The sequence below is a fragment of the Actinomyces israelii genome (genome assembly GCF_030253495.1).
Taxonomy (GTDB): Bacteria; Actinomycetota; Actinomycetes; order Actinomycetales; family Actinomycetaceae; genus Actinomyces; species Actinomyces israelii.
The window spans coordinates 3,738,087-3,763,955 of record NZ_CP124548.1 but is presented as its reverse complement, the minus strand read 5'-3'; the positions used below and the strand labels follow the sequence as shown (position 1 = coordinate 3,763,955).

General features: G+C 72.8%; 18 protein-coding genes and 1 pseudogene. 10 read left to right on the top strand and 9 right to left on the bottom strand.

The window, feature by feature from the left end:
- Positions 1-98: 98 nt before the first annotated feature.
- From AIF0345_RS15650 to AIF0345_RS15640, 3 genes are read right to left on the bottom strand one after another with little or no spacing between them, the layout of a single operon-like run.
- The gene (locus tag AIF0345_RS15650; protein WP_285296653.1) at positions 99-1,697 is read right to left on the bottom strand and encodes an amino acid permease; all 1,599 of its coding nucleotides are present in this window, start codon (positions 1,695-1,697) and stop codon (positions 99-101) included.
- A gap of 59 nt (positions 1,698-1,756) precedes the next feature.
- Positions 1,757-2,230 carry a hypothetical protein gene (locus AIF0345_RS15645; RefSeq protein WP_043563201.1) on the bottom strand — a complete coding sequence of 158 codons (474 nt, stop codon included), beginning with the start codon at positions 2,228-2,230 and terminating at the stop codon, positions 1,757-1,759.
- A gap of 4 nt (positions 2,231-2,234) precedes the next feature.
- A complete protein-coding gene (locus AIF0345_RS15640; protein WP_285296652.1) occupies positions 2,235-5,459 on the bottom strand; it encodes a glycoside hydrolase family 2 TIM barrel-domain containing protein in 3,225 nt (1,074 codons plus the stop codon).
- A 143-nt stretch (positions 5,460-5,602) separates the two neighbouring features.
- On the opposite strand from AIF0345_RS15640, the gene AIF0345_RS15635 reads away from it, so the two are divergent.
- Positions 5,603-6,625, top strand: coding sequence for a LacI family DNA-binding transcriptional regulator (locus AIF0345_RS15635; RefSeq protein ID WP_285296651.1), 1,023 nt, complete (start codon positions 5,603-5,605; stop codon positions 6,623-6,625).
- A gap of 912 nt (positions 6,626-7,537) precedes the next feature.
- Entirely contained in the window at positions 7,538-7,726 is a 189-nt protein-coding gene (locus AIF0345_RS15630; RefSeq protein ID WP_156966742.1) for a hypothetical protein, read from the top strand.
- On the opposite strand, the gene AIF0345_RS15625 is transcribed toward AIF0345_RS15630, so the two are convergent.
- The gene (locus AIF0345_RS15625; protein WP_285296650.1) at positions 7,696-8,955 is read right to left on the bottom strand and encodes a hypothetical protein; all 1,260 of its coding nucleotides are present in this window, start codon (positions 8,953-8,955) and stop codon (positions 7,696-7,698) included. The genes AIF0345_RS15630 and AIF0345_RS15625 overlap by 31 nt on opposite strands.
- Positions 8,956-9,186: 231 nt before the next feature.
- Complete coding sequence (locus AIF0345_RS15620; protein ID WP_285296649.1) at positions 9,187-9,915, bottom strand: hypothetical protein; 729 nt, start codon at positions 9,913-9,915, stop codon at positions 9,187-9,189.
- A 633-nt stretch (positions 9,916-10,548) separates the two neighbouring features.
- Here AIF0345_RS15620 and AIF0345_RS15615 point away from each other — a divergent pair.
- A complete protein-coding gene (locus tag AIF0345_RS15615) occupies positions 10,549-11,325 on the top strand; it encodes a glycosyltransferase (RefSeq protein ID WP_404976016.1) in 777 nt (258 codons plus the stop codon).
- On the opposite strand, the gene AIF0345_RS15610 is transcribed toward AIF0345_RS15615, so the two are convergent.
- Both AIF0345_RS15610 and AIF0345_RS15605 read right to left on the bottom strand, forming a co-directional pair.
- A complete protein-coding gene (locus AIF0345_RS15610) occupies positions 11,298-14,087 on the bottom strand; it encodes a hypothetical protein (RefSeq protein WP_285296647.1) in 2,790 nt (929 codons plus the stop codon). The genes AIF0345_RS15615 and AIF0345_RS15610 overlap by 28 nt on opposite strands.
- Before the next feature lie 63 nt (positions 14,088-14,150).
- Entirely contained in the window at positions 14,151-15,092 is a 942-nt protein-coding gene (locus tag AIF0345_RS15605; protein WP_285296646.1) for a fructosamine kinase family protein, read from the bottom strand.
- A 534-nt stretch (positions 15,093-15,626) separates the two neighbouring features.
- Here AIF0345_RS15605 and pheA point away from each other — a divergent pair.
- From pheA to AIF0345_RS15585, 4 genes and pseudogenes are all read left to right on the top strand, one after another.
- Positions 15,627-16,583: a prephenate dehydratase gene (gene pheA, locus AIF0345_RS15600; RefSeq protein WP_285296645.1), complete on the top strand. Its 957-nt coding sequence runs from the start codon at positions 15,627-15,629 to the stop codon at positions 16,581-16,583.
- On the top strand, positions 16,519-17,457 hold the full coding sequence (locus tag AIF0345_RS16830; protein ID WP_404975951.1) for a DUF4143 domain-containing protein: 939 nt from the start codon (positions 16,519-16,521) through the stop codon (positions 17,455-17,457). Before pheA ends, AIF0345_RS16830 begins: the two co-directional genes overlap by 65 nt.
- 286 nt (positions 17,458-17,743) lie before the next feature.
- Positions 17,744-19,180, top strand: a complete 1,437-nt coding sequence (locus tag AIF0345_RS15590; protein ID WP_285296643.1) for a hypothetical protein — start codon at positions 17,744-17,746, stop codon at positions 19,178-19,180.
- A gap of 30 nt (positions 19,181-19,210) precedes the next feature.
- Positions 19,211-19,354 (top strand): annotated as a pseudogene (locus AIF0345_RS15585) (prephenate dehydratase); the annotation flags it as partial.
- A gap of 171 nt (positions 19,355-19,525) precedes the next feature.
- Here AIF0345_RS15585 and AIF0345_RS15580 read toward each other — a convergent pair.
- Entirely contained in the window at positions 19,526-20,548 is a 1,023-nt protein-coding gene (locus tag AIF0345_RS15580; protein ID WP_268916824.1) for a diacylglycerol/lipid kinase family protein, read from the bottom strand.
- A gap of 73 nt (positions 20,549-20,621) precedes the next feature.
- Positions 20,622-21,554, bottom strand: a complete 933-nt coding sequence (locus AIF0345_RS15575; RefSeq protein ID WP_043562830.1) for a hydrogen peroxide-inducible genes activator — start codon at positions 21,552-21,554, stop codon at positions 20,622-20,624.
- 357 nt (positions 21,555-21,911) lie between these two features.
- On the opposite strand from AIF0345_RS15575, the gene AIF0345_RS15570 reads away from it, so the two are divergent.
- From AIF0345_RS15570 to nhaC, 3 genes are all read left to right on the top strand, one after another.
- Positions 21,912-22,802: a helix-turn-helix transcriptional regulator gene (locus AIF0345_RS15570; protein ID WP_268916823.1), complete on the top strand. Its 891-nt coding sequence runs from the start codon at positions 21,912-21,914 to the stop codon at positions 22,800-22,802.
- A complete protein-coding gene (locus tag AIF0345_RS15565) occupies positions 22,799-24,037 on the top strand; it encodes a MalY/PatB family protein (protein ID WP_268916822.1) in 1,239 nt (412 codons plus the stop codon). The genes AIF0345_RS15570 and AIF0345_RS15565 overlap by 4 nt, the downstream gene beginning before the upstream one ends.
- Before the next feature lie 306 nt (positions 24,038-24,343).
- The gene (gene nhaC / locus AIF0345_RS15560) at positions 24,344-25,846 is read left to right on the top strand and encodes a Na+/H+ antiporter NhaC (RefSeq protein ID WP_043562834.1); all 1,503 of its coding nucleotides are present in this window, start codon (positions 24,344-24,346) and stop codon (positions 25,844-25,846) included.
- Positions 25,847-25,869 lie beyond the last annotated feature (23 nt).

Below are 25,869 nucleotides of genomic sequence, written 5' to 3'. Positions count from 1 at the left end.
GGACAAGTTTTGCCTCGGGCCGGTCTATTCTGCAGCGTACGGGGCGGGGCGGCCCGGCATGGGAGCCGGGCCGCCCCGCGGCGCCGGTGAGGGCCCCTTCAGTCGGCGGCCGGGGCTGCGGCCTCGGCCGCGGCCATGTCCGGCGTGCCGGCGACCGGAGACGCCTCGGCCGTGGAACCGGCGGGCTCGAGCTCGGCCCTGCCCTCATCCGCGGCTCCGGCTGCCTCGCCGGAACCGGAGCCGCGGGCCCCGGCCGACGGCTCGAGCTCGGCGCGGGCAGCCTCCGGGTCGCTCGCCGCCAGGCGCGTGATGTAGCGCTGGTACCAGGCCAGCGCCAGGCCGAGGAAGACGACCACGCCGCCCACGTTGTACACGAGCGTGAGCCACAGCGCCTGGTCCACCGGCGTCGTCCCCGCGATGAAGACGAAGCTGAACACGGCCAGCAGGAACACCGAGATCGCCAGGCCCGTCGTCCGCGAGCCCATGCGGAACTCGCGCTTCGCGCCGTCATAGCGCAGGCGGAGCACCAGGTAGGCCAGCAGGATGAGCAGCGGCGGGATGAGCGCCGTCGCCGCCGTCATATTGACCACGATCTCCAGCAGGTCATTGATATTGCCCGAGCCCAGTGCCGGGATAATGAGGATCGGCACCACAATGGCGAACTGCAGCCACGCCGCCCGCCACGGAATACCGTGCTCGTTGAGCTCGATGATCCTCTCCCCGAACACGCCGCGCGGGATCTCGGAGAAGAAGATCTTGACCGGCGTCGACGTCCACATGAGCAGCGAGCCCAGCGTCGCCGCGAGCAGGATCAGCCCGACAACCCGGTAGGTGACCAGCGCCGGGATCCCGAAGTGCTCGCCGACCGCGCCCATGACCACGAACAGGCCGTTGGACAGCTCCAGGCCGCCCACCGGCACGAAGACGTTCATGAGCAGCGAGGCCACCGCGTACAGCAGGCCGATCATGAGCCCGGCGACGACGATCGTGCGCACGAAGGCCTTGACGCCGCCGCGCAGGTCGTTGAGGAACACGCCCACGGACTCCGCGCCGCCCACGCCCTGGATGATCCAGGCCAGCGTCCCCAGGAAGGCCCACGTGGTCGAGAACGACGAGGTGTCGGGGGCGAGCGCGCCCATGGTGATCGGGGTGGCGGGCTCCACTCCGCCCGCCAGGGCCGCCAGCGACATGACGACGAAGACGCCGGTGAGGACGAGCACCGCGGTGGCCCCGACCGATGTGATCGTGCCGATCCACTTCGCGCCCTTCGTGGACACCCAGGTCGCCACGGCGAAGATTCCGATCGACAGCCCCGTGATCACCCACGGCGACATCGTCTGCTCCCCGCCCGTGACCAGGTAGGAGGTGAAGACCAGGACGAGCGGCAGCAGCGAGGCGAAGAAGAACAGGTTCACGAACCAGTAGCAGAAGGCGGCCATGAAGGCCCAGCGGCCGCCCATCGACGTCTTGACCCACTGGTACACGCCGGACTCCGAGCTGCGGTTCATGGCCACGAACTCGGCGATGATCAGGGTGAACGGCACGAAGTACAGGATCGTGGCCAGGAAGAACGCCGGCGCCGACGCCAGGCCGATCGCCACATTGTTATTGATGACGTTCCTGATATTGAAGACGGCGGACACCGTCATGGTGAGCAGCGCGAACTGGCCGATGCGCGCTCGTGTCTCGGAGGACATGGGCAGAATTACCTTTCTGACGGGATAGTGGATGGGGAGAGGTGGTCTGGGCGGGTGCGCTACTTGTTGGGGAAGGACGCCCCCTCGACGGTGACGCGGATGATCGCCGCCCGGCCGCCCGTTCCCGGCACCAGCCGGAAGGCCTCGCCGAGCTCGACGACGCCGACGCCCCCGGCGGGAACGACGACGGAGCGGGTCCCCTCGGCGGCCCCCACGACCTCGCGGTCGCTGAGGTCGTCGTAGGGGGCGCGCACGTCCGCCTCCGCGACCGGGACGACCTCGACCGGGAGGTCGGCGTCGACGGCGTGGAGGACATTGAGGTACCGGCGCGAGGCCACGAGCCCGTCGCCCGCCCGCCACGCGGCGAGCAGCTCGCCGGCCGCGCCCTTCCAGTAGGTCAGGGAGTCGCCCACCGAGTGGGCCACGCCGGGCTCGATGCGCCCGAGGGCCTCGATCGCCTGGCGCGTGCGCTGCCACTTCCTGGCGCCGCCGTGCTCGCGGACGAGCGCCTCCGGGTCGGGGAAGATCTTCATGGTGTCAGACTCCTATTGCGGGGCGGTCGGTGGCGGGCCCGTCGGGGAGAGCGCCGTCGAGGGGGATGAGGTCGAATGAGAAGGCGAAGTCCTCGAACCGGGTCCGGTAGGCGTCGAGCACCTCCGAGCCCCAGGAGTTCGAGCCGAGCCCGAGCACGCGGTGGTTGACGTTGACGGTGACGCTCTCCCGCGCGACGAGGTCGGTGCGGTGGCGCGCCGCGTCAATGTCCTCGCACGTCCACGGCCACACGGAGAAGGAGAAGTCGCGCTCCGCCGCCGGTCCGCTCCGGGGGCTCTCTCCCTCCGCCGGCGGCGCGCTCTCCGGCCCGCCCGCCGCGCCGCGCCCCGCGCCGTCGTCCGGCGTCCGCGCCACCGCCAGTCCCGCCCCCCGCGGGTCCGTGAGCGTGAACCAGCGGACCCCGCCGCGGTTGGCGCAGTCCTGCGGGACCACGTACGGCGTCTGCATGTCCTCCACGGTCGAGGTCCACCTGCCGACGACGGCCGCCGCCCGGGAGTCCGGGTAGTTCTCGCCCGGCCCCAGCCCCAGCCACGTGACCTCGCGGCAGGCTCCGGGGGCCTCGAAGGTGATCCCAGTGCGGGGGATGATGTCGCGGTAGTCGCCGTAGGTCCGCCCGACGGCGCTCAGGCTCACGCCGGAGCCCGTCACCGTGTACGTCAGCGCCACCTCCGCCCCGAGGTCGAGGACCGGCGGGGCGATGATCTGGGCGACCTCGACGACGACGCCGCCCCCCTCCTCGCGCCACGCGACCGAGCGGGTGGAGGTCTGCATGATCTGCAGGTGCCGGCTCGTCCAGAGCTCGTCGCTCTCCTGGCGGTGGTTGTCGATCAGCGGCGTCCAGAAGCCGACGGCGGGGGGAGCGGTCAGGACGCGCCGCCCCCGGCGCACCCACGAGCCCAGGGCGCCGGTGACGGTGTCGAAGCGGATCTCCTGGTCGCCGTCCGTCACCACCAGCTCGTCGCGCTCGACGCGCGCCCGACGGGACCGGTCCGCCCGGCAGGGCCGGTTCGCTGACGGCGCGCTCGGCCGCGGTCGGGAGACGGGGCCGGGCTCCACGACGGCGCCGGGCTCGGCGGTGGGGTCGGGCTCGGCGTCGGGCGCCGCCGGGCCCGCGTCCGGCCGCAGCCCGGCGGCGGCGTCGGGGCCGGACTCGTCGGCGACGACGAACTGGTAGACGCCCAGCTCGTGCCCCTGCGGCGCCCAGGCGGTCGCCGTCGTCGACCGGACGTGGACGGTCAGGTGGGTGAGGGCCCCCGCGGCCGCCTCGACGGGGCAGGGCAGGACCGTCTGCTGCCCGGGCACGAGCGTGCCGGGCGCCAGCAGCCGGACCGAGTCGGTGACGCCGTCGACGACGCGCTCCAGGTCGAGGACGACGTCCGAGGTGTCGGTGAAGAAGCGGCCGTTGCGCACGTGCAGCAGGCCGTCCATCCAGAAGACGACGACCGGGCACAGGACCTGCTTGTACTCCGCCAGCCCGGGGCTCGGCTCCTGCCAGGGGAGGACCAGCCCGTCGATGCAGAAGCTCGAGCTGTTCGGGTAGTCGCCGTGGTCGCCGCCGTAGGTGTGGTACTCCCGGCCGTCCTCGGCGGTGGCGGCCAGGCCGTGGTCGCACCACTCCCAGACGAACTGCCCCTGGATGGAGTCCCAGCGGTCGATGACCCGCTGGTACTCGGCCAGGCCGCCGGGGCCGTTGCCCATCGCGTGCCCGTACTCGCACAGGATGCGCGGCTTGGCGTGGGGGTGCTCGCCGAAGTCGTTCATCTGGGACACGCGCGAGTACATGGTCGAGATCACGTCCACGCACTCGGCGTCGCGGTCCTCCTCGTAGTGCACGGGCCGCGGGTCGAGCTCCTTGCACCGCCCGTACATGGCCCGGATATTGCGGCCGAAGCCCGACTCGTTGCCCAGCGACCACAGGACGACGCAGGCGTGGTTGCGCTCCTGAACCACGAGCCGCTCAATGCGGTCGATGTAGGCGGGCTCCCAGGCCGGGTCGTCGGTGACGCGGGCGATGTCGCCGACGTTCTCGAAGCCGTGGGTCTCGAGGTCCGTCTCGGCGAGCACCATGAGGCCGATCTCGTCGCACATCTCGTAGAAGCGCGGGTCGTTGGGGTAGTGAGAGGTCCGCACGGCGTTGATGTTGTGGAGCTTCATGAGCTCCAGGTCGCGGCGCACGCGCTCCATGTCGACGGCGCGCCCCTTGTGGTCGTCGTGGTCGTGGCGGTTGACGCCGCGCATCTTGACGTACGCGCCGTTGAGCAGGAGGCGGCCGTCCTCGATGGTCACCTCGGCCAGGCCGAGGCGGTGCGGCACCGTCTCGGCGACGGCGCCGGCCTCGTCGCGCACCTCCATGAGGAGGTCGTAGAGCGCGGGCGCCTCCGGGTTCCACGTGACCGCGTCGGGGACGTGCACGGTGCACGGCGCGCCGTCGGCGGCGACGCCCTCGACGCGCGAGCCGTCCGGGCCGGTGAGGGACCACCGCACGTCCCGGGCGCCGCGGGTGGTCACCTCCAGGGTGACGTCGGCGCCGCCGCCCGCGGTCAGGCGTGTGGAGGCGCGGAAGTCCTCCAGGCGCGCCGCTGGCCGCGTCATGAGGTAGACGTCGCGGAAGATCCCCGAGGCCCACCACATGTCCTGGTCCTCGACGTAGCTGCCGTCGCAGTACTGCAGGACCTTGATGGCCAGCAGGTTCGTCTCCCGGTCCAGGTGCCCGGTGACGTCGAGCTCGGCGCTGAGCCGGGAGCCCTTTGTCATGCCGACGAAGCCGCCGTTGACGTAGACCTCGGCGTAGGAGTCCGCGCCGTCCAGGCGCAGGACGGCCCGCTCGCCGGGGGCGAGCGCGGGCCGGGGCAGCTCCCGCTGGTAGATGCCGGTGGGGTTGGCGGAGGGGACGAGGGGCTGCCTGACCGGGAAGGGGAAGCCCTCGTCGGTGTACTGCAGCCGGCCGTAGCCGTCGATCTGCCACAGGTGGGGGACCCGGACCTCGTCCCACTCGGGGTGGGGCGCGGCGAGGTCGTCGTCGTGGACCCGGGCGGGGGAGTCGAAGAGGCGGAAGGACCACGGGCCGGACAGGTCGGTGAAGCCCGTGGACAGCGCGCGGTCGCGGGTGGCCGCGGCCTCGGCGGAGGGGTAGCCGAAGAAGTAGGCCCTCGCCGGCAGGCGATGCCGGTGGGGCAGACCGGGATTCTCCCAGTCGTTCAAGTTCGCCATCGATCATGCTCCTAGCGGCCCAGCGGGCCAAATGCGGGGAACCGGTTCCACAACAGCGTGGAAGCGGTTCCACGAATATAGGCGGCGGCTGCCCGGAGCGCAAGCGGGATGCGGATCCGCGCGCGTTCGAGCAGGATGGGGCCGTGACCACCTCCGGCAAGCGCGTGACCATCGCCGACGTCGCCCGCGCCGCCGGCGTCGCGCCCTCGACCGTCTCCCGGGTGCTCAACGACTCCCCCAAGAGCACGCAGGAGACCCGCGACCGGGTGATGCGCGCCGTCGAGGAGACCGGCTTCGTCGTCAGCCGTCGGGGCCGGGCGCTCGCCGTCGGGAGGTCCGAGGCCATCGCCCTGCTGTTCACCGACCCCCTCGAGGAGCTCTTCACCGACCCCACCTACGCGCGCCTGTGCCACGGGATCGTCTCGCGCCTCGCCGACGGCCCGAACCTGCCCATGATCCTGGAGGCGGCCACCGAGGCCGAGCGGGAGCGCGTCGTCGAGCACGTCGGCAGGGGCGCCGTCGACGCCGTCATCGTCATCACCCCCTACGAGGGGGCCGGGCTCCTGGCCCGGCTCCGGGCGCTCGGCGTCCCCGTCGTCCTGTGCGGCCAGCTCGAGGGCGACCCGTACCGGGGCGTCTTCTCCAGCGTCTACTCCGACGACGTCGATGGGGCGGCCCTGGCGGCGCGGGCGCTCGTGGACGCGGGAAGGAGCGACGTCGTGTGCGTCATGGGCCCCGCCGAGAACCCGGCGTCGGCGGATCGCATCCGCGGCTACCGGAGCGTGCTCGAGGGGCGCGCGGGGGCCGGCCGGATCGTCCGGACCGTCCATACCGGCTGGGATCGGCTCGGCGGGCACCGGGCCGTGCGCGGGCTCCTGGAGTCCGGCACCCGTTTCGACGCGGTCCTGGCCGGCTCGGACCGCATTGCCGTCGGCGCCATCGAGGCCCTGCGCGAGGCCGGCAGGGACGTGCCGGGCGACGTCTCGGTCGTCGGCTTCGACGACCACGCCCTGGCCTCCCGGTACACCCCGGGCCTCACGACCGTTCACCAGCCGCTGTGCGAGGAGGGCGCGCGCGCGGCCGAGCTCGCGCTGGCCATGATCGACGGCGCGCCCCCCGAGACGGTCGTCATGGACATGCGCCTGGTCGAGCGCGCCTCGGTCTGAGGTCCGGAGCGGCGGGGCGACCGCCCGCCGCGTCCGGCCGGTGGCATCCGGCTGCGGACATGACTCGGCCCGCGTCCTGGGTTGTCTCTCCCAGCCCGCGGGCCTTCGTCGTCGAGGGGCTCGACCCCGGGTTCCCATATCCGGGGGAGCGCATCCTCCTTCGCCGGAGCGGCCGGCCCGGGCTCCCTAATACCCGTCCCGACCTCGACGGCGGCCCGGTCATCGGGTTCCCCAACCCTCGCGGCCCGCCCCGTCCAGCGGCAATGACTATGTAACCAGCGACTCCTGGAAAACCGCCCCGCTCCGCCTGTGAAACACCTAGGAAATCGCCCCCTTCGTCGAGATCGGTTCGGTTCCGCACCGAGATCGGTCGTATTCCGGCTCGAGATCGATTCAGGGGGACTCGAGGCGCCCGCCGCCGGGCCTCCATCGGCTCTCCGAGACCCTCGGGAGACCGACCTGGACCGACGCACGGCCCGAACTCCTCACGTGCGACCGCGGGCATCGGGCCGCTCCTCGGAACCAACCATCAGTCCCTGTTGTGACCTGTTGTGACCTGTTGTGGCACCGCCGCCCGAAGAGCTGTCGCAACGGGACCCAAGCAGGCCGAACAGGACCGGGCCCGCGGTGCCGGGTTGTCTCTCCCGGCCCGCGGGCCTGCGGCATCGAGGGGCTCGCCCAGGTTCCCTGCTGTCCGGGAGAGCGCATCCTCCTTCGCCGGAGCGAGTTGTCGGGGCTCCCTGCGACCCCGACGCATCTCGGCCGGGCCAGTCGCTAGGGAGTCGTCCCTATGCGGCCCGTACCGTCCGGCGGCAGTATCTATGTAACCCTCCCGACCTGAATGCACGCCCCCACATAACCTGTGAACGTTCTATGAATGCTGTGCCTTCGTGGCTCCCGTAGCCTGGGCTTATGAACGACGCGCGGGCAGGGCGGCCTCCGCCGCCGGAGTCTCCCACGGCATTGACGTCGGCTCCTCCTGCCGCTGATGCCGACGTCGTCTCTATGCGCGTCGAGCTCGCGCGCGGCTACGGGCGGGTCACCGTCGACGAGTGCCACTACGCTGCCCCTCAGGCGCCCGCGTACTGCGAGGAGCGGTGACTGCGGCGCGACCTCCTGGTGGGCGCGGGCGCGGCTGCGCCGGCGGGCGCGCCCGCCGGCATGGGCCACGACTGCCAGGCGCCGCGCTCGACGTGCACGGCCGCCCAGGTGCGCAGGTACGGGTTCAGTCCCCACGCCTCCAGGAACCGCCAGGGCCCGCCGTCGCGGTGCCGGGTCTTGACCGAGACGCTGAACCTGACGTGCTGGAGCTCGTCGAGGCGTATCGGGCCCTCCATGGAGTCCAGCTCGGCCAGCCCGGGCTGGCGCGCCGGCCGCTGGCGCCCCGGAACGGTCTCCAGGTCCCGGACGTAGGCGTAGGCGTAGGCCACGTGGCGCACCTCCACGTGCCTGCCCCGCCAGATGGCCCGCACGCGCGCCACCGAGAACGTCCCGTCGAGCTGCGAGGTCGCGATCGGCCTGGTCATCCACCACTTGGAATAGTTCCGGTCGACGCCGAACCCCTGCGGGCGCGGGTAGTAGGGGTCGGCCTTCAGCAGCGTCACCGGCTCGGGGTACACGTGGTCGCGGTCGTGGAACTCGGCCGCCTTGAACGGCACGCCGCCGAGCACCGCGAACATCTGCCCCGAGGCCGGGACCGGCCCCACGTACGACGGCGTCCATCCCGCCAGCGGCGCCTCGGGCGCGGAGCCGGAGCCGTCCAGTCCGCTGAAGCCCCGCGGCAGCACCACCCGCCAGTCCATGAAGCGGTCGGGGACCGACGCCGTCAGCTCGCCGTTCGTCGCCGTCAGGGCCCGGGTCTGCTCCACGACCACCCGCGTCAGCCTCGACAGGTCAACCCAGTCGCCGAGCGCATCGCGCTCGTCAGCGCTCACCCGCGCCGTGTCCCCCCACACGTCCAGCAGCCGCACCGGCGTGCGGTCGAGCATCGCCGTCGCCGCGGCCCGGAAGCCGTCGATGGCGGTCTCCGACGGGAGCTGCCGCCCCCAGGCGCCGCGGTCGCTCCAGGCCGAGAAGTCCCTGGGGCAGTCGATGCTCTGCGGGACCAGCAGCGACCACCCCCCGTCGGGGGGAAGCACGTACTGGTCGAACTCGCTGCCCCAGGACTGCCCGGACGACATCCACATCGCCGACGACGTGTCCCACCGCGTCACCGCCCCCTCCGGGAGCAGCGGCCTCTCCGAGCCGTCGTCGGCGATCAGGCAGGCCGAGCGCGCGTAGTCGCCCACCCGGACAGGACCCGACAGCGGCGGCATCACGGCGCCGCTCACGGCCTCACCGGACCGGCGTACCTGTGAGAGTCCTTCCACCTGTTCATCATCCTCACGTGCTCGTGTCTGTCGCGCTCGCCGCGCGGGGCGCTGGAGCGGCTCACTGTGCTGCCGAGTAGCTGTCCGGCTATTGTCGATGCTCTGCGGCGCCCGGGCGCGCGCTGCGTCGGCGGGGAGCCCGGCGCGGTCGTCCCGGCCCCGGTCCGGCACGAGCCGCCGCGCCGCGCCGGCTCATGCCGCGTCCGTTCCCTGACGACGGCTGGCGAGCTCCGCTCCCAGGCTCTGGGCCGGGCCGCCGAGTAGACCGTCCTGGCTGCAGGCGTCGATGGTGGAGCGGATGGTCTCGATGGTGGAGATGAACCGGCTGTTCCAGGCCTCCCGGTAGGCCCGCGCCGGTGCGCGGTCGGTGTTCGTCACGTCGGCCTCGTCGTCGGTCCTGTCGTCCTCCTGGGACCTGTGCCGCAGGCTGCCGACGCCCGGGTCCAGGTCGACGGCGGCCCGAACCCGCTCCCAGGCGCCGTCCGGGGCCGTGCGCTCGCTCGCCGCCGCGTCCCGGTAGGCGTCCAGCGCCTCGACGAGCGTGCCGGCGATCGGGTCGGCGCTCAGCCGACACAGCCACTGGTCGGCCGCGGCGCCCGAGCGCTCGGGATGGAGGCCCAGAATGTCGAAGAGCCTGGCGTGCAGGTCCGCCAGGCCGAGGTCGCGGGACGCCGCTGGGGCCGGGCGCTCCGGCATGCGCTCGAGCTCGAGGCGGTGCAGGTCGAGGGCGAGGGCATAGAGCCGGCCGAGCCCGGTGGCCAGGCTCGCCAGCACCTGATCGCGGTTGGTCGTCGACAGGCGCCCGTCGCGGATGGTCCTCAGCCCGTCGTCGATGAGGTCGCTGGACGAGGACGCCTTGAACTGCAGCTCAAGATGCTGCTGAGGCGTCAGGTCCGTCGCTACCGCATCGTGTGATACCACAACGTGATCATAAGTGGTACGAGCATCCCCCGCTGGCGACTCGCGGTGCCTCCCGGGTGTTGCGGACCGCACCCCGGGCGGCGGCGCCCGGCAGGCGCCTCGGACCGGTCTCGAGCCGGAAGTGAACCGATCTCGGCGAAGAGACAACGAGATGAGGAGTGAGAGGGGGCTGCCGGCGTCGCCCTCATCGACGACGCCGATCGGCGGCCCGGGCGACAGGGAGGAACCCGGCGCCGTTGACGGGTTCCCGGAAGGGAAGAATCTCATGGCCGACGCCGCCTTTCTGTGATCAAGGTCACGAATCGGGAGGTGATCGGACATCCCGTCATCTTCGGCGACCGTTTCACCGGTCGTCGCAGGACCGAGGTCCCCTCGTCGGGCCCCGTGGCCGCCCGGTCCGCTGCGGTTTGTCAGGACTACTGCCGGGCGTCCTCCGGCTGCGAACGCCCGTCCCGGCCGCGAGTGCCGCGCACTGCCGCCGATCCTCGCCCGCCCGCCGCCCGTCGCCCGCTCTGCCGGACGGCACGCGTGCGCCGACCGGAACAGCCACAGTTGCCGTCGTGTGGCTACCCTGGCCCTGTGAGTCCGACGCCATCGCATGAGCCACAGCCCGACCGGTGCGCTGAGCAGCGGGTGGCCGTCATCATCCCCGCCAGGGACGAGGCGGAGCGCATCGCGGCCACGGTGCGCGCCTGCCGGTCCATTCCCCGCGTCGATCTCGTCGTCGTCGTCGATGACGGCTCTGCCGACGGCACCCAGGACCACGCCCGCGCCGCCGGAGCGGTGACCGTTCGCCACTCCGTGGGCCGCGGCAAGGCCTCAGCCCTGGAGACCGGCGCCAGCGTGGTGGGGATGCGCGACTATGAGGACGGTCCTGCGCGGCTGCTGCTCTTCGTGGACGCCGACGTGGGGGACACCGCCGCCGCCTGCGCCGAGCTCGTCCCCCCGATCGTCGACGGCGTCGCCGACATGTCGATCGCCGTCCCGCCCAAGCAGGCGGGGGCCGGGGGGCGCGGCCGCGTCGTGCGGCTCGCGCGCTCCGCCATCGCGGTCGCCACCGGCTGGTCGCCCGTCGCGCCCCTGTCGGGGCAGCGCTGCCTGACGCGGCGGGCCTACGAGGCGGCGGAGCCGCTGGCCGAGGGGTGGGGCGTCGAGGTGGGCCTGACCATCGACGTGCTCGTGGCCGGGATGACCGTCATCGAGGTCCCCTGCAGCATCACCCACCGCGTCACCGGCAACGACAGCGCCGGCCGTCTGCACCGCGCCTCCCAGTACAAGGACGTCCTGCGGGCGGTCGCCGGCCGCCGGCTGCGCCGCCGTCGGGTGCCCGCCAAGGCCATAAGCCGGGAGTCCGTGCGCGAGCAGTCGCCCTTCCTCGCCTATCAGGCCTGGGACGGCCCGGCGTCCTGATCGTTCGGCGGGGGCGACGACGGCGAGGGCCCAGCCGGTGCGGGCAGCACGGCCGGCGCGGGCGGCCCAGCCGGTGCCGCAGACGCGGCGGCGAGCCGGGCGGCGAGGACCGCGGTGAGCGCCGGTGCAGCGGCAGCGGCCGAGAAGCACAGCATGGTCAGCCCCGAGTCGTTGACGAGCACCTCGACGACGACCAGCACCGCCAGCGCCCGCCCCAGCGGGCCCAGCCACCCCGGCAGCGCCCCCGGGCGCGCGAGCCACGCGTAGGGCCCCCGACCCCGCCGGGCCTCGTGCACCGCGCGCCTCGCGGCCCGCGCGACGAGCGCCGCCGCGCCCGCCCCGACGACGAGCCCCGCCAGGGCGAACCAGCTGGTGCCGAAGGGGGCGACGAGGGCCGTCGCCTTGCGCATGAGGGTCGGCCCCGCGGTGCCGGTGAGCAGCCGGCCGAAGAACCGTCCCAGGTGCGTGCTCGAGCCGCAGATGAGGAAGTCGCCCAGCCCGAGCAGGAGCACGACCCCCACGGCGCCCGCCCCGACGGCGACCCACCGCCACCACCCCAGGCGCACGCCGGCCAGCCCAGCGCCCAGCGCCACCAGGGCCGGCACCAGGGCCAGGGCCCCGCCGACGTCGGCGCCCATGTTCGGCGCCGCGTCCACAGCCAGGGCCGCGGCCCCGAATCCGGCCACGAGCGCCACCGTGAGAGCCCGCTGCCGCTCGCGCGACCCGGACCGCGTCGCCACCAGCGGGCCTGCCCACGCGGCGATCGCCACCAGGAGCGAGGCCGCGGCCAGCGCGAAGGCCGTGTTGGACACGCCGTAGAACCGCCCGGCCACGACGGCGTTCATCCCCAGCGGCCCGTTGAAGGCGAGGGGCGCCCCCTGCGCGGCGTCGGTGAGGATCATGCCGGCCGGGAGCACCACCAGCATCTGTACCGAGACCAGCGCCCCGAGGCCCCTCGGCGTCACGGGGCCGGGATCCGCGCCCGCGAGCCCGAGCTCCGCGAGCAGGCGCTGCGCCGCCTGCGGGCGCAGACGCTCCGTGAGCGCCAGCGCCGCCGTGACGACCACGAATCCCGCTGCGAAGGCGAGCCCGGTGCCGAGCGCCGCCGGCGTCGCAGCGCCGCCGGCCCGCCACCAGGGCACCCCGTTGGCGAGCCAGAGCCCCGCCGGCAGCATGGCCACCAGGCAGGCCGCCCAGGCCAGGGCGCGCAGGCGGGTCGGCGAGGGGCCGGTGCGGGGCGCCTCGGCGAGAGCCGGCTCCGCAATCGGCGGGGCGGTCTGGGCGTCCGGCAGGGCGGCGCCCGTGGCCGGCCCTGCAGACGGCTCGGCCTCCGGCGGGGCGGCCTCGTTGACAGGTGGGGCTGCCCCCGCGGCTGCCCCTGTGCCTGCCTCCGTGGCCGGCCGGGCGTCCGGCGCGGCCGGCCCGGTGCCCGGCCGGGGACGCTCGCCGCCCACAGCGTCCTGCGGCCCATCGCTCACCGCGTCCCGCGGGGAGCGCAGCACCCGGGCCGCCGCCAGCCCCAGCGCCAGGGCGGCGCCGATGAGCGCCAGGCCCGTCGGCACGGTGGCGCGCCGGGAGGCGCGGGCGTGGAGGGCGTCGTCGGCCAGCGCCCGTGCGCGCGAGGTCCCGTTCACCGGGTTGCCGTTGCCGAGCACGCTGCGGGCTCCGCCGAGGGAGTCCCGGTACTCGTGCGCCATGTCCAGCGGCTGCGACCAGAACGAGCCCGGCGTCTGGCCGGTGACGGCCAGGGCGAGCGACGGGGCCAGGTCGGTGAGCTGGATGAGGCCCCGCCGGTGCGTGGAGGCGCCTACCAGGAACGGGTCATTCGCCCCCAGCGGGGAGATCGTCCCCGGGGGCAGGATCGCCAGCTGGGGGCCCGGGTCCGTGGCGTCGGCGACCGAGGCGACGACCACGCGCGTGCCGGCGGGGGCGTCGGCCAGCGGCTCCAGGGCGTCGGCCAGCGCGAGGATCCTCTCGGCGTCGGAGCTCGCCAGGTCGGCGGTGTCCGCCGTGCCGGCCGCCTGCGGGACGGTGTCCGCAATGATCAGGTCGGGCGGGTCCTCCCGGGCCAGGAGCTCGCTCGGGGAGCCGCCGACCGCCGGGCCCGCGCCGTCGTCGGTCAGCGCCAGGGCCCCTCCGCGTCCGACCGCCGCCGTCGTCGCCCCCGCGCGGGCCAGGAACCCGGCGAGGGCGCCGGCCCGCGCGGTCGCCTCGCCCGTGCTCCCCGTGGCTCCCGCCGCCTCGGTCCAGTAGGCGGGCCAGCGGCAGCCGGCGGCACCGTCGCCCGAGCGCTCGGCGGCGCGCACGCGCGACCCCGCGCCGAGCGTCAGCCAGCCGTCGGCCGGGCAGGTGCGCTCCCCGACGGTGCGGGTGACGAGGTTGACCGGCTGCCCGCCGTCCGCATAGGCGAGCAGGACCTTGGCCGCCGCGGCCAAGGAGACGTCCGTGGAGTCGGCGGCGGCCAGGAGGTCCGCCCAGGTCAGGTCCACAGTGCCCAGGACGACGACGGGCGCGCGCCTGTGGCCCGGCTCGGCCAGCTGGGCGGGCGCCGCACCCCGAGCAGCCGGCGCCGCGCCCCGGCCCGCCGGGGCCGGGGAGGACGTCGTGACCGCGGCCCCGGCGGCGGACGGGAGCCGGGGGGCGGGCGAGGCCAGGGCCGTGCCCACCATGGTCGCGATCAGCCCGATGACCAGGGCCAGGACGAGGACGTAGACCACCGCGCGCACGAAGCGCTGCTGCCGATTCCTCCGGGGCTTGCTCATGGCGTCAGGGTACGTGCGCCCGCGGGCGGGGTGGAGCGGCTTCGCGCCACCCGTTGCGGCCCCTCACGCGTAGCGGCGGGCCACCGACGCCGTCTCCGCGCCGTAGGAGCCGCCGAAGAGGAAGGCGTGGATGATGAGCATGTGGAGCTGGTGCAGGCCGACGCGCTCGCGCCACCCGTCCGCCAGGGGCGAGACCTCGTGGTAGGCGGCGACGATCCGCTCCAGGTGCCGCTGCCCGAACACGCCCAGGGCCGCCAGGTCCGTCTCCGCGTGCGCGCCCTGGGCGAGCGGGTCGATGAGGACGCCGACGACGTCGCCGCGGCTCTGGCGGTCGGCTGCATCGGCTGCATCGGCTGCGCTGTCGGCGGTGGCCGGTCCCCGCCCCGCTCGGGGCGGCGCCCAGTCGATGGCCCGTCCAGGCACCCACATGACGTTGCCGGTCCACAGGTCGCCGTGGGTGCGGGCGACGGCGACCCGGTCCCCGCGCTCGCGGGCCCCTCGGCGCACGAGCGCGGGCTGGTCGGCGTCGAAGTCCCCGTCGCGCAGGCGCTCGCACACCTTCTCGATGACGGCGACGCCCCGCTTGGTCAGCGACCCCTGCTCGAGGCAGGGCGCCAGGTAGGGGACCAGACGGTCGTCGGCGAAGAACTCGCCCCACCGCCGGGGCGCGGTCGTGGCGGGCTCGCTCCGGTGGGGGCGGATGCGCTCGTTCGAGCGGCCCATCTGCGTACGGCCGTCCCAGCCGGGCGGGGCCACCCCGAAGGCCGGCGCGCCCGCGGCGTGCGTGACGGCGAGCGCGCGCCCGAAGGCCTCCGCGGCGGGGGCCGTCACGGACCCGGCGGCGAGCCGGGGCTCTTCGATCCACCCCGGGCCGGTGGTCACCGGGACCACGTGGGCGCCGCCGTCGGCCATGGGCGCGGCGAGCCACTCCAGGCCGAGCGCCTCCAGACCGGTAGCACCCGGGAGGTCGTCGTGCTTGCGGATGGTGGGGCGGGCGCTGCTCATCCGCCCAGCCTATGCGCCGCCCCCGCTCGCCCGCCCCCTTCGTCGAGATCGGTTCAGTTCCGCGTCGAGATCGGCCCGAGCGGGCTGTTGGACGGGACCGGGGTGTCCCGAGCGCGTGGAACGGTCACTTCTCGGGCGCCACGGCCGTCTCGCCTCGACGCGCGGGCGCCGTTCGACCGCCGGCCGAGGGATCGTGGCCGCCGGACCGATGGGTTCGCACATTCGTCTGCGTTCTGTGTCGTGCATAACCGCGGGATCGTGCGGAAACAAGGCCTCGGGGGCGAACGAAGAGCCTCTCCCATGTGCACTGACCCCCCTCAGCGCACATGGGAGCACGTCAACCGATTGTGACGATTCTCAGGAAAGCGCAGAATATCAACGGAAAGTGTTGCTCGTTCCGCAGAGGGCCTGCTCTCCCATGTGCAGTTCCCGTGGTCGGCCCCGGTCCGCCTTGCACGTAGGCGCGGCGCGACCGGCCTGCCCGGGCTCGCCAGCGCCCACGCGCCTGAGAATCAACCGTTTAGGCTTGGGGCCATGAGTCCCGCCCCCACCTGGTCCTTCCTCGGGCCCTCCGGCACCTTCTGCGAGATGGCGCTGCGGCAGGTCGCCCCCGACGACGTCGTCCTCGACTCCTGCCAGGACGTCCCCACCGCCCTGGACCGGGTGCGCGAGCGCGCCGCCGCGGCCGCCGTCGTCCCCATCGAGAACTCGGTGGAGGGCGGCGTCAACGCGACACTCGACAACCTCGTGGCGGGCTCGCCGCTCGTCATCACCGCCGAGATGGCCGTGCCGATCACCTTCGTCCTGGCCGGGCGCCCCGGCACCGCGCTCGACGACGTCCGCGCCATCTCCACCCACCCCCACGCCTGGGCGCAGTGCCGCGGCTGGGTCCACCAGCACCTGCCCGGGGCGGCCTACGTCGCCGGCACCTCCACCTCCGCCCCCGCGCGGGCCCTGGCGCGGGCCGACGGCGCCGCGACCCGGGAGGCCCTGGGCTACCAGGCGGTCCTGTGCAACCCGCTGGCCGCCCAGCAGTACGGCCTGGAGGTGCTGGCCGGGGGCGTGGCCGACAACCCCGATGCCGTGACCCGCTTCGTCAAGGTTGCGCGGCCCGGGCGGGTCGGCGAGCCCACGGGCGCGGACAAGACCACGCTGCTCGTCCAGCTGCCCCACGACCGCTCGGGCGCTCTGCTGAGCATGCTCGAGCAGTTCAGCGCTCGTGGCGTCAACCTCACCCGCATCGAGTCCCGGCCGGTGGGGGACTCGCTCGGCCGCTACCGCTTCTCCATCGACGCCGAGGGGCACATCCGGGAGGAGCGCCTCCAGGCGGCCTTCATCGGCCTGCACCGCACCTGCCCGGTGGTGCGCTTCCTGGGCTCCTACCCGAGGCTGGACGCCCGCCCTGTGGTGGTGCCCGCCGGGACGAGTGACAAGGACTTCGTGGTCGCCCGCGCCTGGGTGGGCGACGTCCTGGCCGGCCGGACGCTCTGACACTCTGAGCGGGCCCCGCTCGCCTTGTTCACCCGCCCGCTCTTCGCCGAGATCGGCCGAGCTCCGCGCCGAGATCGGTTCGGGGACCCGCCGCGACCCTCGATCTCAGCCTTCTGGCCCGGACGGTGCGGACGCGGACCAACAGGGAAAGGGGGTCGTCATCAAGGGGGCGCGCCACCGGGAAGACGGAGGCGGCTCGGCGGAAGGCGGCATCGGAGCTCCGGCTCGATCTTTCTGCGCCCCGCGCGACCCGCGCCGCTTTCTCGCCTACCTGCGGGCTGTGGCCGCACTCGAGTCGCAGCCCGCCTCCTTCTCGGCTCTCACTCGCAGGATGCAGGAGGAGCTCACGGCGGCTGTTGGTGCGGCCGCCGTTCCCGCCCTTCATGACCTGGCCGGGCGGATGTTCCTCGTTGAGGACCAGCCCGCATGGTCCCCGCGCCTGAGGCCCAAGGAGGCGGCCGCCAGGGCCCCGACGCGCCACTTCGCCGACCCCTCTCTCGCGGCCGGCCTTTTGGGCGCCGGAGCCGACCGGCTGCTCGCAGATCCGGAGACCTTGGGATTCCTCTTCGAGGGACAGGTCGTGCATGACGTCCGTGTTTACGCCCAGGCCGCTGAGGCCCGCGGAGTCTTCCACTACCGGGACTCCAAGGGCGGGGATGAGATCGACATCGTCGTCGAGGGGCACGACGGCGCATGGCTCGGAGTCGAAGCCAATCTCGGCGGCGGTCAGGTCAGTGCAGCGGCCGAGAACCTGCGGCGAGTCGCCGCCAAGATTGAATGCACGCCGGTCGGGCTCGTCGTGGTTACTCCTGCCGGCATTGCGCACCGAAGGGACGACGGCGTCGTCGTGCCCTTGAGCACGCTCGGGCCGTAGGGGCGGCGCCGGCGGGTCCTGTCCGGCTCCCGGGCCACAGGCGTCGAGTCGTCCGGCTGACCGGCCCGTACGGGTCGGACTCGATGAGCGGCGGCCCGGGTGCGACAACTCGGAGGGGTGGAAGTGTATAAGAAATTGCCGCTTTCGTGCGGGCGCATAGGGCCGGGCCGCGAAATACACTTCGCTCATGGTGAATCCCGATCCCGACCTGCCGCAGAATAGCCCCGGCTCTCCTCCGCCGGGATTCTCGTCTCCGCCGCCGGCGCCTCCTTCTCCGGAGTCGGACGTGACGCCGACGTCCGGAGCGCGCGCCGGGAGCGGGGCCGGGCGTCTGCTCCGGTCGCGCCCCTGGATGCTCCCGGCCGTCGTCGTCAGTGTCCTGGCGATCATCGGGGGGACGGCGCTCGCGTGGACGCAGGGATGGATGGGCGTCCCGGACGTCGGTCGGATCCTCGGCGGGGTGGCGGGCTCCGACGACGGAGGAGAGGGGGCGGGACCGCACCGCTTCACGCCCAGCGACCTGAGCGCGGGCTACCGGGACGGAGCCGACGTGGCCTGGAGGATCGATACCGATAACATCCAGTTCAAGGCCCTGTCCGCGGACCATACGGTCATGTTTGCGGAGGACTATGAGAAGAGTTATCTCTATGACATCTCCGGGGCCGAGCCGAGGGAGGTGTGGTCCGGGGACTGCGGCATCAGCGCGGAGCTCTGGGGAAATAATCTCATGTGCTCGGTGGAGGGCGAGGGCGGAGTGATGGTGACCTCCTATCAGATGGTCGACGGCGCCACCGGGAGCGTCACCCCCCTTGCGTGGACCGAGAACCTGGTGCTCCACTGCGTCGCCGGAGACGTCGGCATATTCACGAATGCAGAGCATCCCGCCAATATGGACGAGATGGAGGGGCGCTCCGCCGATGGGAGTCTTCTGTGGAGCGTGGGCGACGAGGGCGACGGCACATACTCCAGCATGGCGGGCTGCGCCTCTGACGCCCCCATCGTCATCGCCCTGACCGGGTCGAGGTTCGAGGAGAACGTCGTCATTCCTCGTGATGGGAAGAGCGAGGACTCACCCGCCCTGGCCCTCCTCGATTCCAGGACGGGCGCCATACTGACGTACGGAGACAAGTTCCAGGTGGAGCCGCTCGCCAACGGCGAGGTCGCCATAGACGTGTCATACGACTCCGCCCCCGATCGCGGGACCTTGAGCGTCTTCGATAGCCGGGGGGAGAAGCTGTGGTCCGAGGAGGGCAACTGGCTCCTGAGCGTCCAGGCGGACATCTCTTCCGAGGAGCTCCACGACGCCCTGCCGAAGATGAGTGAGAATGAGTGGGACCTCAACATCGTCGGCCCCGACGGCGACGTCCACGTGCTGGACTACGACTGCCGCAGCGAGTGGAAGCCGTGCGAGGCGGTTCTCGAGGGCGCCTCCTTCGACGGCCATGCGATCAGCGGCCCCGGTACCGGTATCTCGGCGTACCCCCACCCGACCAGCTTCTTCCTTCTCTCCGACGGCAAGACGGTCCTCGGGTACTGGAGGGGGGAGGAGAATGCTGAGAACAGCGCCCTCGCGGCCTATGACATGGAAACTGGGGAGGAGACCATGCACTACAATCTCTGGGCGCGCTATCTATCCCTTGCGCCGGTCAGGGAGGACCTGATTATTGCCGTCCCCAGTGCCCTCGGCGGCGGGGACGGCATCACGGCCATCCGGCCCCGGTAGAGGCGCGCCCTCCGGGTCCCGCCTCAGCCGGAGGTGCTGGCCGGGGGCGTGGCCGACAACCCCGACGCCGTCACCCGCTTCGTCAGGGTCATGCGGCCCGGGCGGGTCGGCGAGCCCACCGGCGCGGACAAGACCACGCTGCTCGTCCAGCTGCCCCACGACCGCTCGGGCGCCCGTCGCCGAGATAGACATTTTCGGACGAGATCGGCGGTGACACCGTCTACCTCGTCCGAAAATGTCTATCTCGACGCAGCGAGGTGGTGGCGCGGGTGCGGAAGTGAACCGATCTCGGCGAATAGAAGAGAAGTAGGGAGGAGGGAATTTAGGGAGGAGACGCTCTTCGTCTCAGCCGGGGCGCCGCACGAGGAGCGCGCCCGCGTCCAGCCGCGCCCGCAGGCCGCGCGTGGGCGCGAGCAGCTCGCCGTCGACCTGGACCAGCGCCGGCTCGGCGAGCCGGACGACCGCCTCGGTGCCCCGGCGCAGCGTCACCCGGCCCAGCGCCCGGGCGGGGTTGGAGTAGGTGGCCGCGAATGGCGGCAGGACCTGGCGCGCCAGGGAGCTCCACCCGGCCACCCCGCCGACCGTGTCGATCACGGCGACGTCCAGCACGCCGTCGTCCATGTGCGCCTCGCGCAGCAGCGTGATCCCGGCGGGCAGCCGGCCGCCGTTGGCCACCAGCAGGGTGCGCCCGCGCAGCCGCTCGACCCGCATGCCGCCGTCGGGCTCGCGCACCTGCACGACCAGGTCCATGTGCGGGGAGTCGAGGTTGGCGACCGCCGCCACCGCGTAGGCCCCCCACCGGATCCGCGCCTTGAGCTCGGGGCGCGTGGAGGCGACCAGTCCCGCGTCGAAGCCGACGCCGGCCACCACCATGCAGACGTGCTCGTCCCTCAGGGTGGGCCGCGACCAGCCGCCTGGCGGCGCGGGGGCGGGGGTGACGGTCGGCTCGGTGCCCACCCACACCAGGTCCGTGCGCCGGCCGGTGCCGCGCGCGGCCACGTCGAGCGCCGCGTTGAGGCGGCCGACCGGCAGGCCGAGGTTGCGGGCTGCGAGGTTGGCCGTGCCCAGGGGCAGGATCGCCATCTCGACGCCGGTGTGCGCGACACCGGCCGCGACGGCCCGCACGGTCCCGTCCCCGCCGGCCGCCACGACCAGGCGCGCCCCGGAGGCGACGGCCAGGCGCGCCTGCATGCTGCCGGGCTCGGCGGGCGTCGTCTCCAGCCAGACCGGATCGGCGTACCCGGCGTCGTGCAGGGCGGTGGCCGCGCGGCGCCGGACGGCGTCGGTCGCCCAGGGCTTGGACGGGTTGACGACGACGTAGGCCAGGGGGTGCGGGTGCGTCCCCGTCGTGTCCCGGCGCGTGGTCATGCCCCCAGGGTACGGGCGACGGCGGCTCCGGGGCAGGGCGGCGGCGCCCCGGCGGGGCCCGCGCCCCCAGCGCTCAGTCCTCCAGGGGGCGCATGGGCAGGCCGGCGTCGTCGGCGAGCCGGGTGAGGACCTCCGCGAGCCGGACGAAGTCCTCCCCCCGCGATGAGGAGGTGCGGTGGACGACGCCGATGCGGCGGACCGGCCCGCGTCCGGCGAAGCGCGCGACGGCGTAGTCCTCGTGGTCGAGCATGTGCAGCGACCCCTCGGGGACGACGGTGATGCCCACGCCGTGGACGACCATGCGCACCACCGTCGACAGGGTCGTGGCCACGGCGGTCGGCGGCTGGGAGCTGTAGCGCTGACACAGGGCCAGCGTCTGGTCGCGCAGGCAGTTGCCCTCGTCCAGGAGCAGCAGCCGCTGGTCCTCGAGCTCGTCGGGCTCCAGGTCGGTGCGGCCGGCCCAGGGGTGGTCCTGGGGGACCAGGACGACGAGCGGCTCGTCGAACATGGGCACGGCCGCGGCGCGGCGGAGATCGTCGATGTCGATGGCGATGACGGCGGCGTCCAGGCGCCCCTGCCCCAGCATGTCGAGGATGTCGCCGGTGACCATTTCGCGCAGCTCGGGGTGCAGGTCGGGCAGCTCGGCGGGCAGGCCGTCGAGGATCACCGGGGCCATGTAGGGGGCGAGAGTCGGGATCAGGCCCAGGCGCATCGTCCCGGTCAGGGCGGCCCCCTGGCTGGCGACGGCGTCGTTGAAGGACTCGGCGGCCAGGACGGCCTCGCGGGCGTAGGGCAGCAGGGTCTCGCCGAGCGGGGTGACCAGGACACGGCGGGTGGTGCGCTCGACCAGCTCTCCGCCGACGCGCTTCTCCAGGGCGGTGATCGCCTGGGACAGGCTCGGCTGGCTGACGCCGAGGGTCGCGGCCGCCTCGCCGAAGTGCTGGTGGTCGCACAGCGCGACGAAGGCCCTCAGCTGCGAGAAGGAGGGGAGGGATGAAGTGGGCATGTGTCGTCCTGAAAGTGGCAGATGGATCGGGCTCGCGATAGGCGAAGGCCCACTCACCGCATAACACTACGGTATCCCCAATTAATCCGACCCGTTTCACAGGTTATCTCACAGTGGGGTGGGCGACGGCTGTTCGTCACACGCGGCCGCCCCGGCCGCCGGGCCGTGCGGCCGGGGCGACGGCTCGGGCCGCGGCCCCGGGGCGCTCGGCCGCCTCAGAGGCGTGCGATGAACTGTTGAAGGCTTCAAACGAGAGTTGACGACGTCGAGGCCTCTCTATATTGTTGGTTCCAACAACAAAACGGTGAAGGCTTCCCATGGAAGCCATGAAGCGAGACATGGAGCGTGAAACGCCCGATGAAGAGCGATTCCACACGCGGTCGTCCCAAAACCGTCGGGCGACCTGATGCTGCCGGCGGGAGAAGAGTCTTCGCCGTTCTCGAGCAGCTCGTCGGCCCTCTTGAGCGGTCGCTGCCCGGATCCGCGGAGGTCGTCCTCCACGATCTCGCGGCCCTCCCCGACTCGATCATCGCCATCGAGGGCGACGTCACCGGGCGCCGTCCCGGTGACCCGGCCACGGACCGTCTTCTTGAGGCTGCCGCCGGCGGCGACCTCAGGACTCGCATCGGTTATCGCACCACCTCTCCAACCGGCCGCAGTCTCTTGTCGACGACGATCATCATCCGCGACGCCGATGACCGGCCCGTCGCCGCCCTCTGCATCAACCGTGATGTGACGGATTGGACGATCATCGGCGACGCCGCGCGCTCCATCCTCGGGTGCGAGGAGTTCCTCGCACCCGACGCCGCCGAGCGCGGGGCCGCCGGCGATGACGCCGCCGGGCGGGGTCGGCGGGACGGCGCGGGGACGACCCGCGTCGCGGATGCCGGGGAAGGGGAGGCCTTCGCCCGCGACGTCGATGAGCTCGCCGCCGTCCTCCTCCAGCAGGCCGTCGAGGAGCAGGACGTGCCCGTATCCCTTATGCGCAAGGTGCACAAGGTGGACGCCGTCCGCTCCCTGAAGCGCCGCGGCTTCTTCATGCTGCGCGATGCCGTCGAGATGGCCGCCCGGGCCCTCGGCGTCACCCGCTTCACCATCTACAACTACCTCAACGAGATCGAGGAGATCAACGGGAACGGCGAGAGCGCGGCCCGGGAGGGCGGGCGGGGCTCGGCCCCGACGGCGTCAGCTCCTTCGGCGCGCTCGACTCGGTCGGCCTCGGTCTCCCCGACGGGGGGTGCCTCATGACCGCCGTCGCGGCGTCGGCGGGCTTCGCAGAGCACCTTGACCGCCGGGGCACTCACAGCGCGAAGTGGGACCTCCTCGCCGCCCCCCTCGGCCCCGGAGCCGTCAGCATGTCGGTCGCCGACATGGAGTTCCGCACCGCCCCGTGCGTCATCGACGCCGTCGTCGCTGCCGCGCGGCACGGGACCTACGGGTACACGGAGGTCTTCGACGACTTCCGGCGGGCGGCCGTCTCCTGGCAGCGGGAGCGGCACGACTGGGACCCCGGGCCCGCGTGCGTCCGCTTCTTCCCGCGAGTCGTTCAGTGCGTGAGCGCTCTGCTCAATATCGTCCTGCCCGACCGCGGCACCGCCCGGCCCGTCGTCGTCTCCCTCGATCCGGCCTACGGGCCGCTCCTCGAGGTCGCCGAACGATCCGGCGCCGAGATCCGCCGCGTCCCCCTCCTGACCGACGCCCTCCCCGCGCGCATCGACGTCCCCGCCCTGGAGCGCGCCCTCGACGGCGCCGACCTGCTCCTCCTGTGCAACCCGCACAATCCCACCGGTCGCATCTGGACGGCTGAGGAGCTGGGCGCCGTCGCCGACGTCGCGCTGTCCTCCGGGGCCCTCGTCCTCTCCGACGACATCCACGCCGACTTCGAGCGCCCGGGCCGCACCCGCTACGTCCCGATCGCCGTGGCCTCCCCCGCCCTGTGGGGATCGGGGCGCCTCATCCAGTGCGCCTCGCCCGGGAAGACCTTCACGATCGCGGGACTGGAGGCCACCGCCGTTCTCGTCCCGGGGAGCCTCGGCGACGAGCTCGAGGCCGCCAAGCGCCGCATGGGCCTTCACAACCCCTCCTACTTCGCGATCCCCGCGGCCATCGCCGCGTGGACCCGCGGGGCCTCATGGGTCGATGGCCTCCTGTCCATCATCGACGCCAATATCGTCGAGTCCGTGAGGATCGTCCGCGCGGAGCTGCCTCGCGCCCGCGTCACGGATCCCGATGGCACCTACCTCGTCTGGATCGATGCGCGCCCCTACCTGCGCGACGGCGCCGACCTCGACCGCGCGATGCGGGCCTGCCGCGTCGCGGTGAGCCCCGGCGAGGACTTCGGGGACCACTACGCGGGCTGGTTCCGCATCAATACGGCGCTCCCGACGGACGAGCTCGTCGAGGCGCTCCCGCGCCTGTGCCGGGCCATCCGGGCCAACCACGCCGGTCGGGCCGGCGGGGCCGACACCGCTCCCCACCCCTGAGCGTCTCGGGCGGCGTCCCGGAGGAGCGCCCCGAGCCGGGGTGCCGCCCGTCCCGCACAGCGGGCGCGCGGCCGTTCCCGGCCTCCACCCGGATCCCGGCGGCCGCATGACGGGGCCGCATGACGAACTGCGCGGCCACGCCCGCCCGTCGCCGATCTCCGCCCGGACCCCGGGCCCCGAGTCCCGGCCGACGGCGCCCGACGAGTCGCGACCCTCCCCGTTCGTTCCCAACGATCGGGGAACAACCGAGAAGAACAACCCGGAAACGACTCACAACCCGGAAACAACCCAGAAAGGTATCCCTTCATGTCAGAATCCCGCGTCAAGGACGATGCCGGTCCTCAGAGTCCTCAGGATGACCGGGCGGAAGCGTCCCGTGTCCACCGGACCCCGAGCGTCTGGATCGCCGCGATCCCCGTCCTGACCCTCATCGCACTCCTGGGCGGTGGCTACATCGCCGCGGAGCTGCCCGTCGAGCCGCTCCTCATCGCCTCCGCGGTCGTCGCGGGCCTCGTCGCCCGGCACCTCGGCTACGGGTGGAACGAGATCATCTCCTCGATCGCCGAGAAGATCGCCAAGACCATGCCGGCGATCCTCATCCTCATCTGCGTCGGTCTCCTCATCGGCACGTGGATGGCCGGCGGAACCATCCCCATGCTCATCTACTTCGGGCTGAAGATCATCAGCCCGAAGTTCCTCGCCCTCATCGCACTCGTCGTCACGGCGATCGTCTCCCTGTGCACCGGCACCTCCTGGGGCTCGGCCGGCACGGTTGGCGTCGCCTTCATGGGCGTGGCGATGGGCGTGGACGCGAACCTGCCGATGGTCGCTGGAGCGGTCGTCGCCGGCGCCTACTTCGGCGACAAGCTCTCGCCGCTCTCGGACACGACGAACATCGCCTCGGTCGCCACCGGAGTGAACCTCTTCACGCACATTCGGCACCTCATGTGGACGACCGTCCCCGCCTTCCTCACCTCGGCGGTCGTCTACACGGTTCTCGGCCTCCGGTCCCACGGCGGCGCCGTCCCCGAGAAGGTGGGCGCCATCCTCGGCGACCTCGACGCCGCCTTCAACTGGAACATCCTGCTGCTGCTCCCCGTCGTCATCGTCCTGGGCGGATCCATGTGGAAGAAGCCGACGATCCCCGTCATGCTCGTCTCCGCCGCCTGCGCCATGGTCAACGCCGTCGTCTTCGAGCACGTGAGCTTCAAGAACACCATCGTCGCCGGGGTCGACGGCTTCGACGTCAAGATGGTCGGCAAGGCGGGCTTCGACCCCTCCGGCGTCATCGAGGACGTCAGCCGCCTCCTCAACCGCGGCGGCATGAACTCGATGATGGGCGTCCTGCTCATCTGCTTCTGCGCGATCAGCTTCGCCGGCGTCGTGTCGGTCTCGGGCTCGCTCGACGTCCTCATCTCCCGGGTCCTCGAACCCGTCCGCTCGACCTTCGGCCTCATCCTCGCCACGATCGTCACCGGCCTGGCGACGATCGGCATCACCTCCAACGGCCAGGTCTCCCTCCTCATCCCCGGCGAGATGCTCCGCGACGAGTACGTCCGTCGGGGCCTGCACCCGAAGAACCTCTCCCGGACGATCGAGGACGCCGCGACCGTGTGGGAGCCGATCCTCCCGTGGACCTCCGCGGGCGCCTACATGGCCGGGACCCTCGGCGTCGCGACGCTCAGCTACATGCCATGGGCCGTCTCCAACTGGATCGCCATCTTCTTCGCGATGCTCTGGGGCGCGACCGGTATCGGGATCGCGCGCCTCTCCTCGCAGGAGCGGGACGAGATGCTCGCCGACGGCTGACACGCGCACTCGCCGAGCGGTAG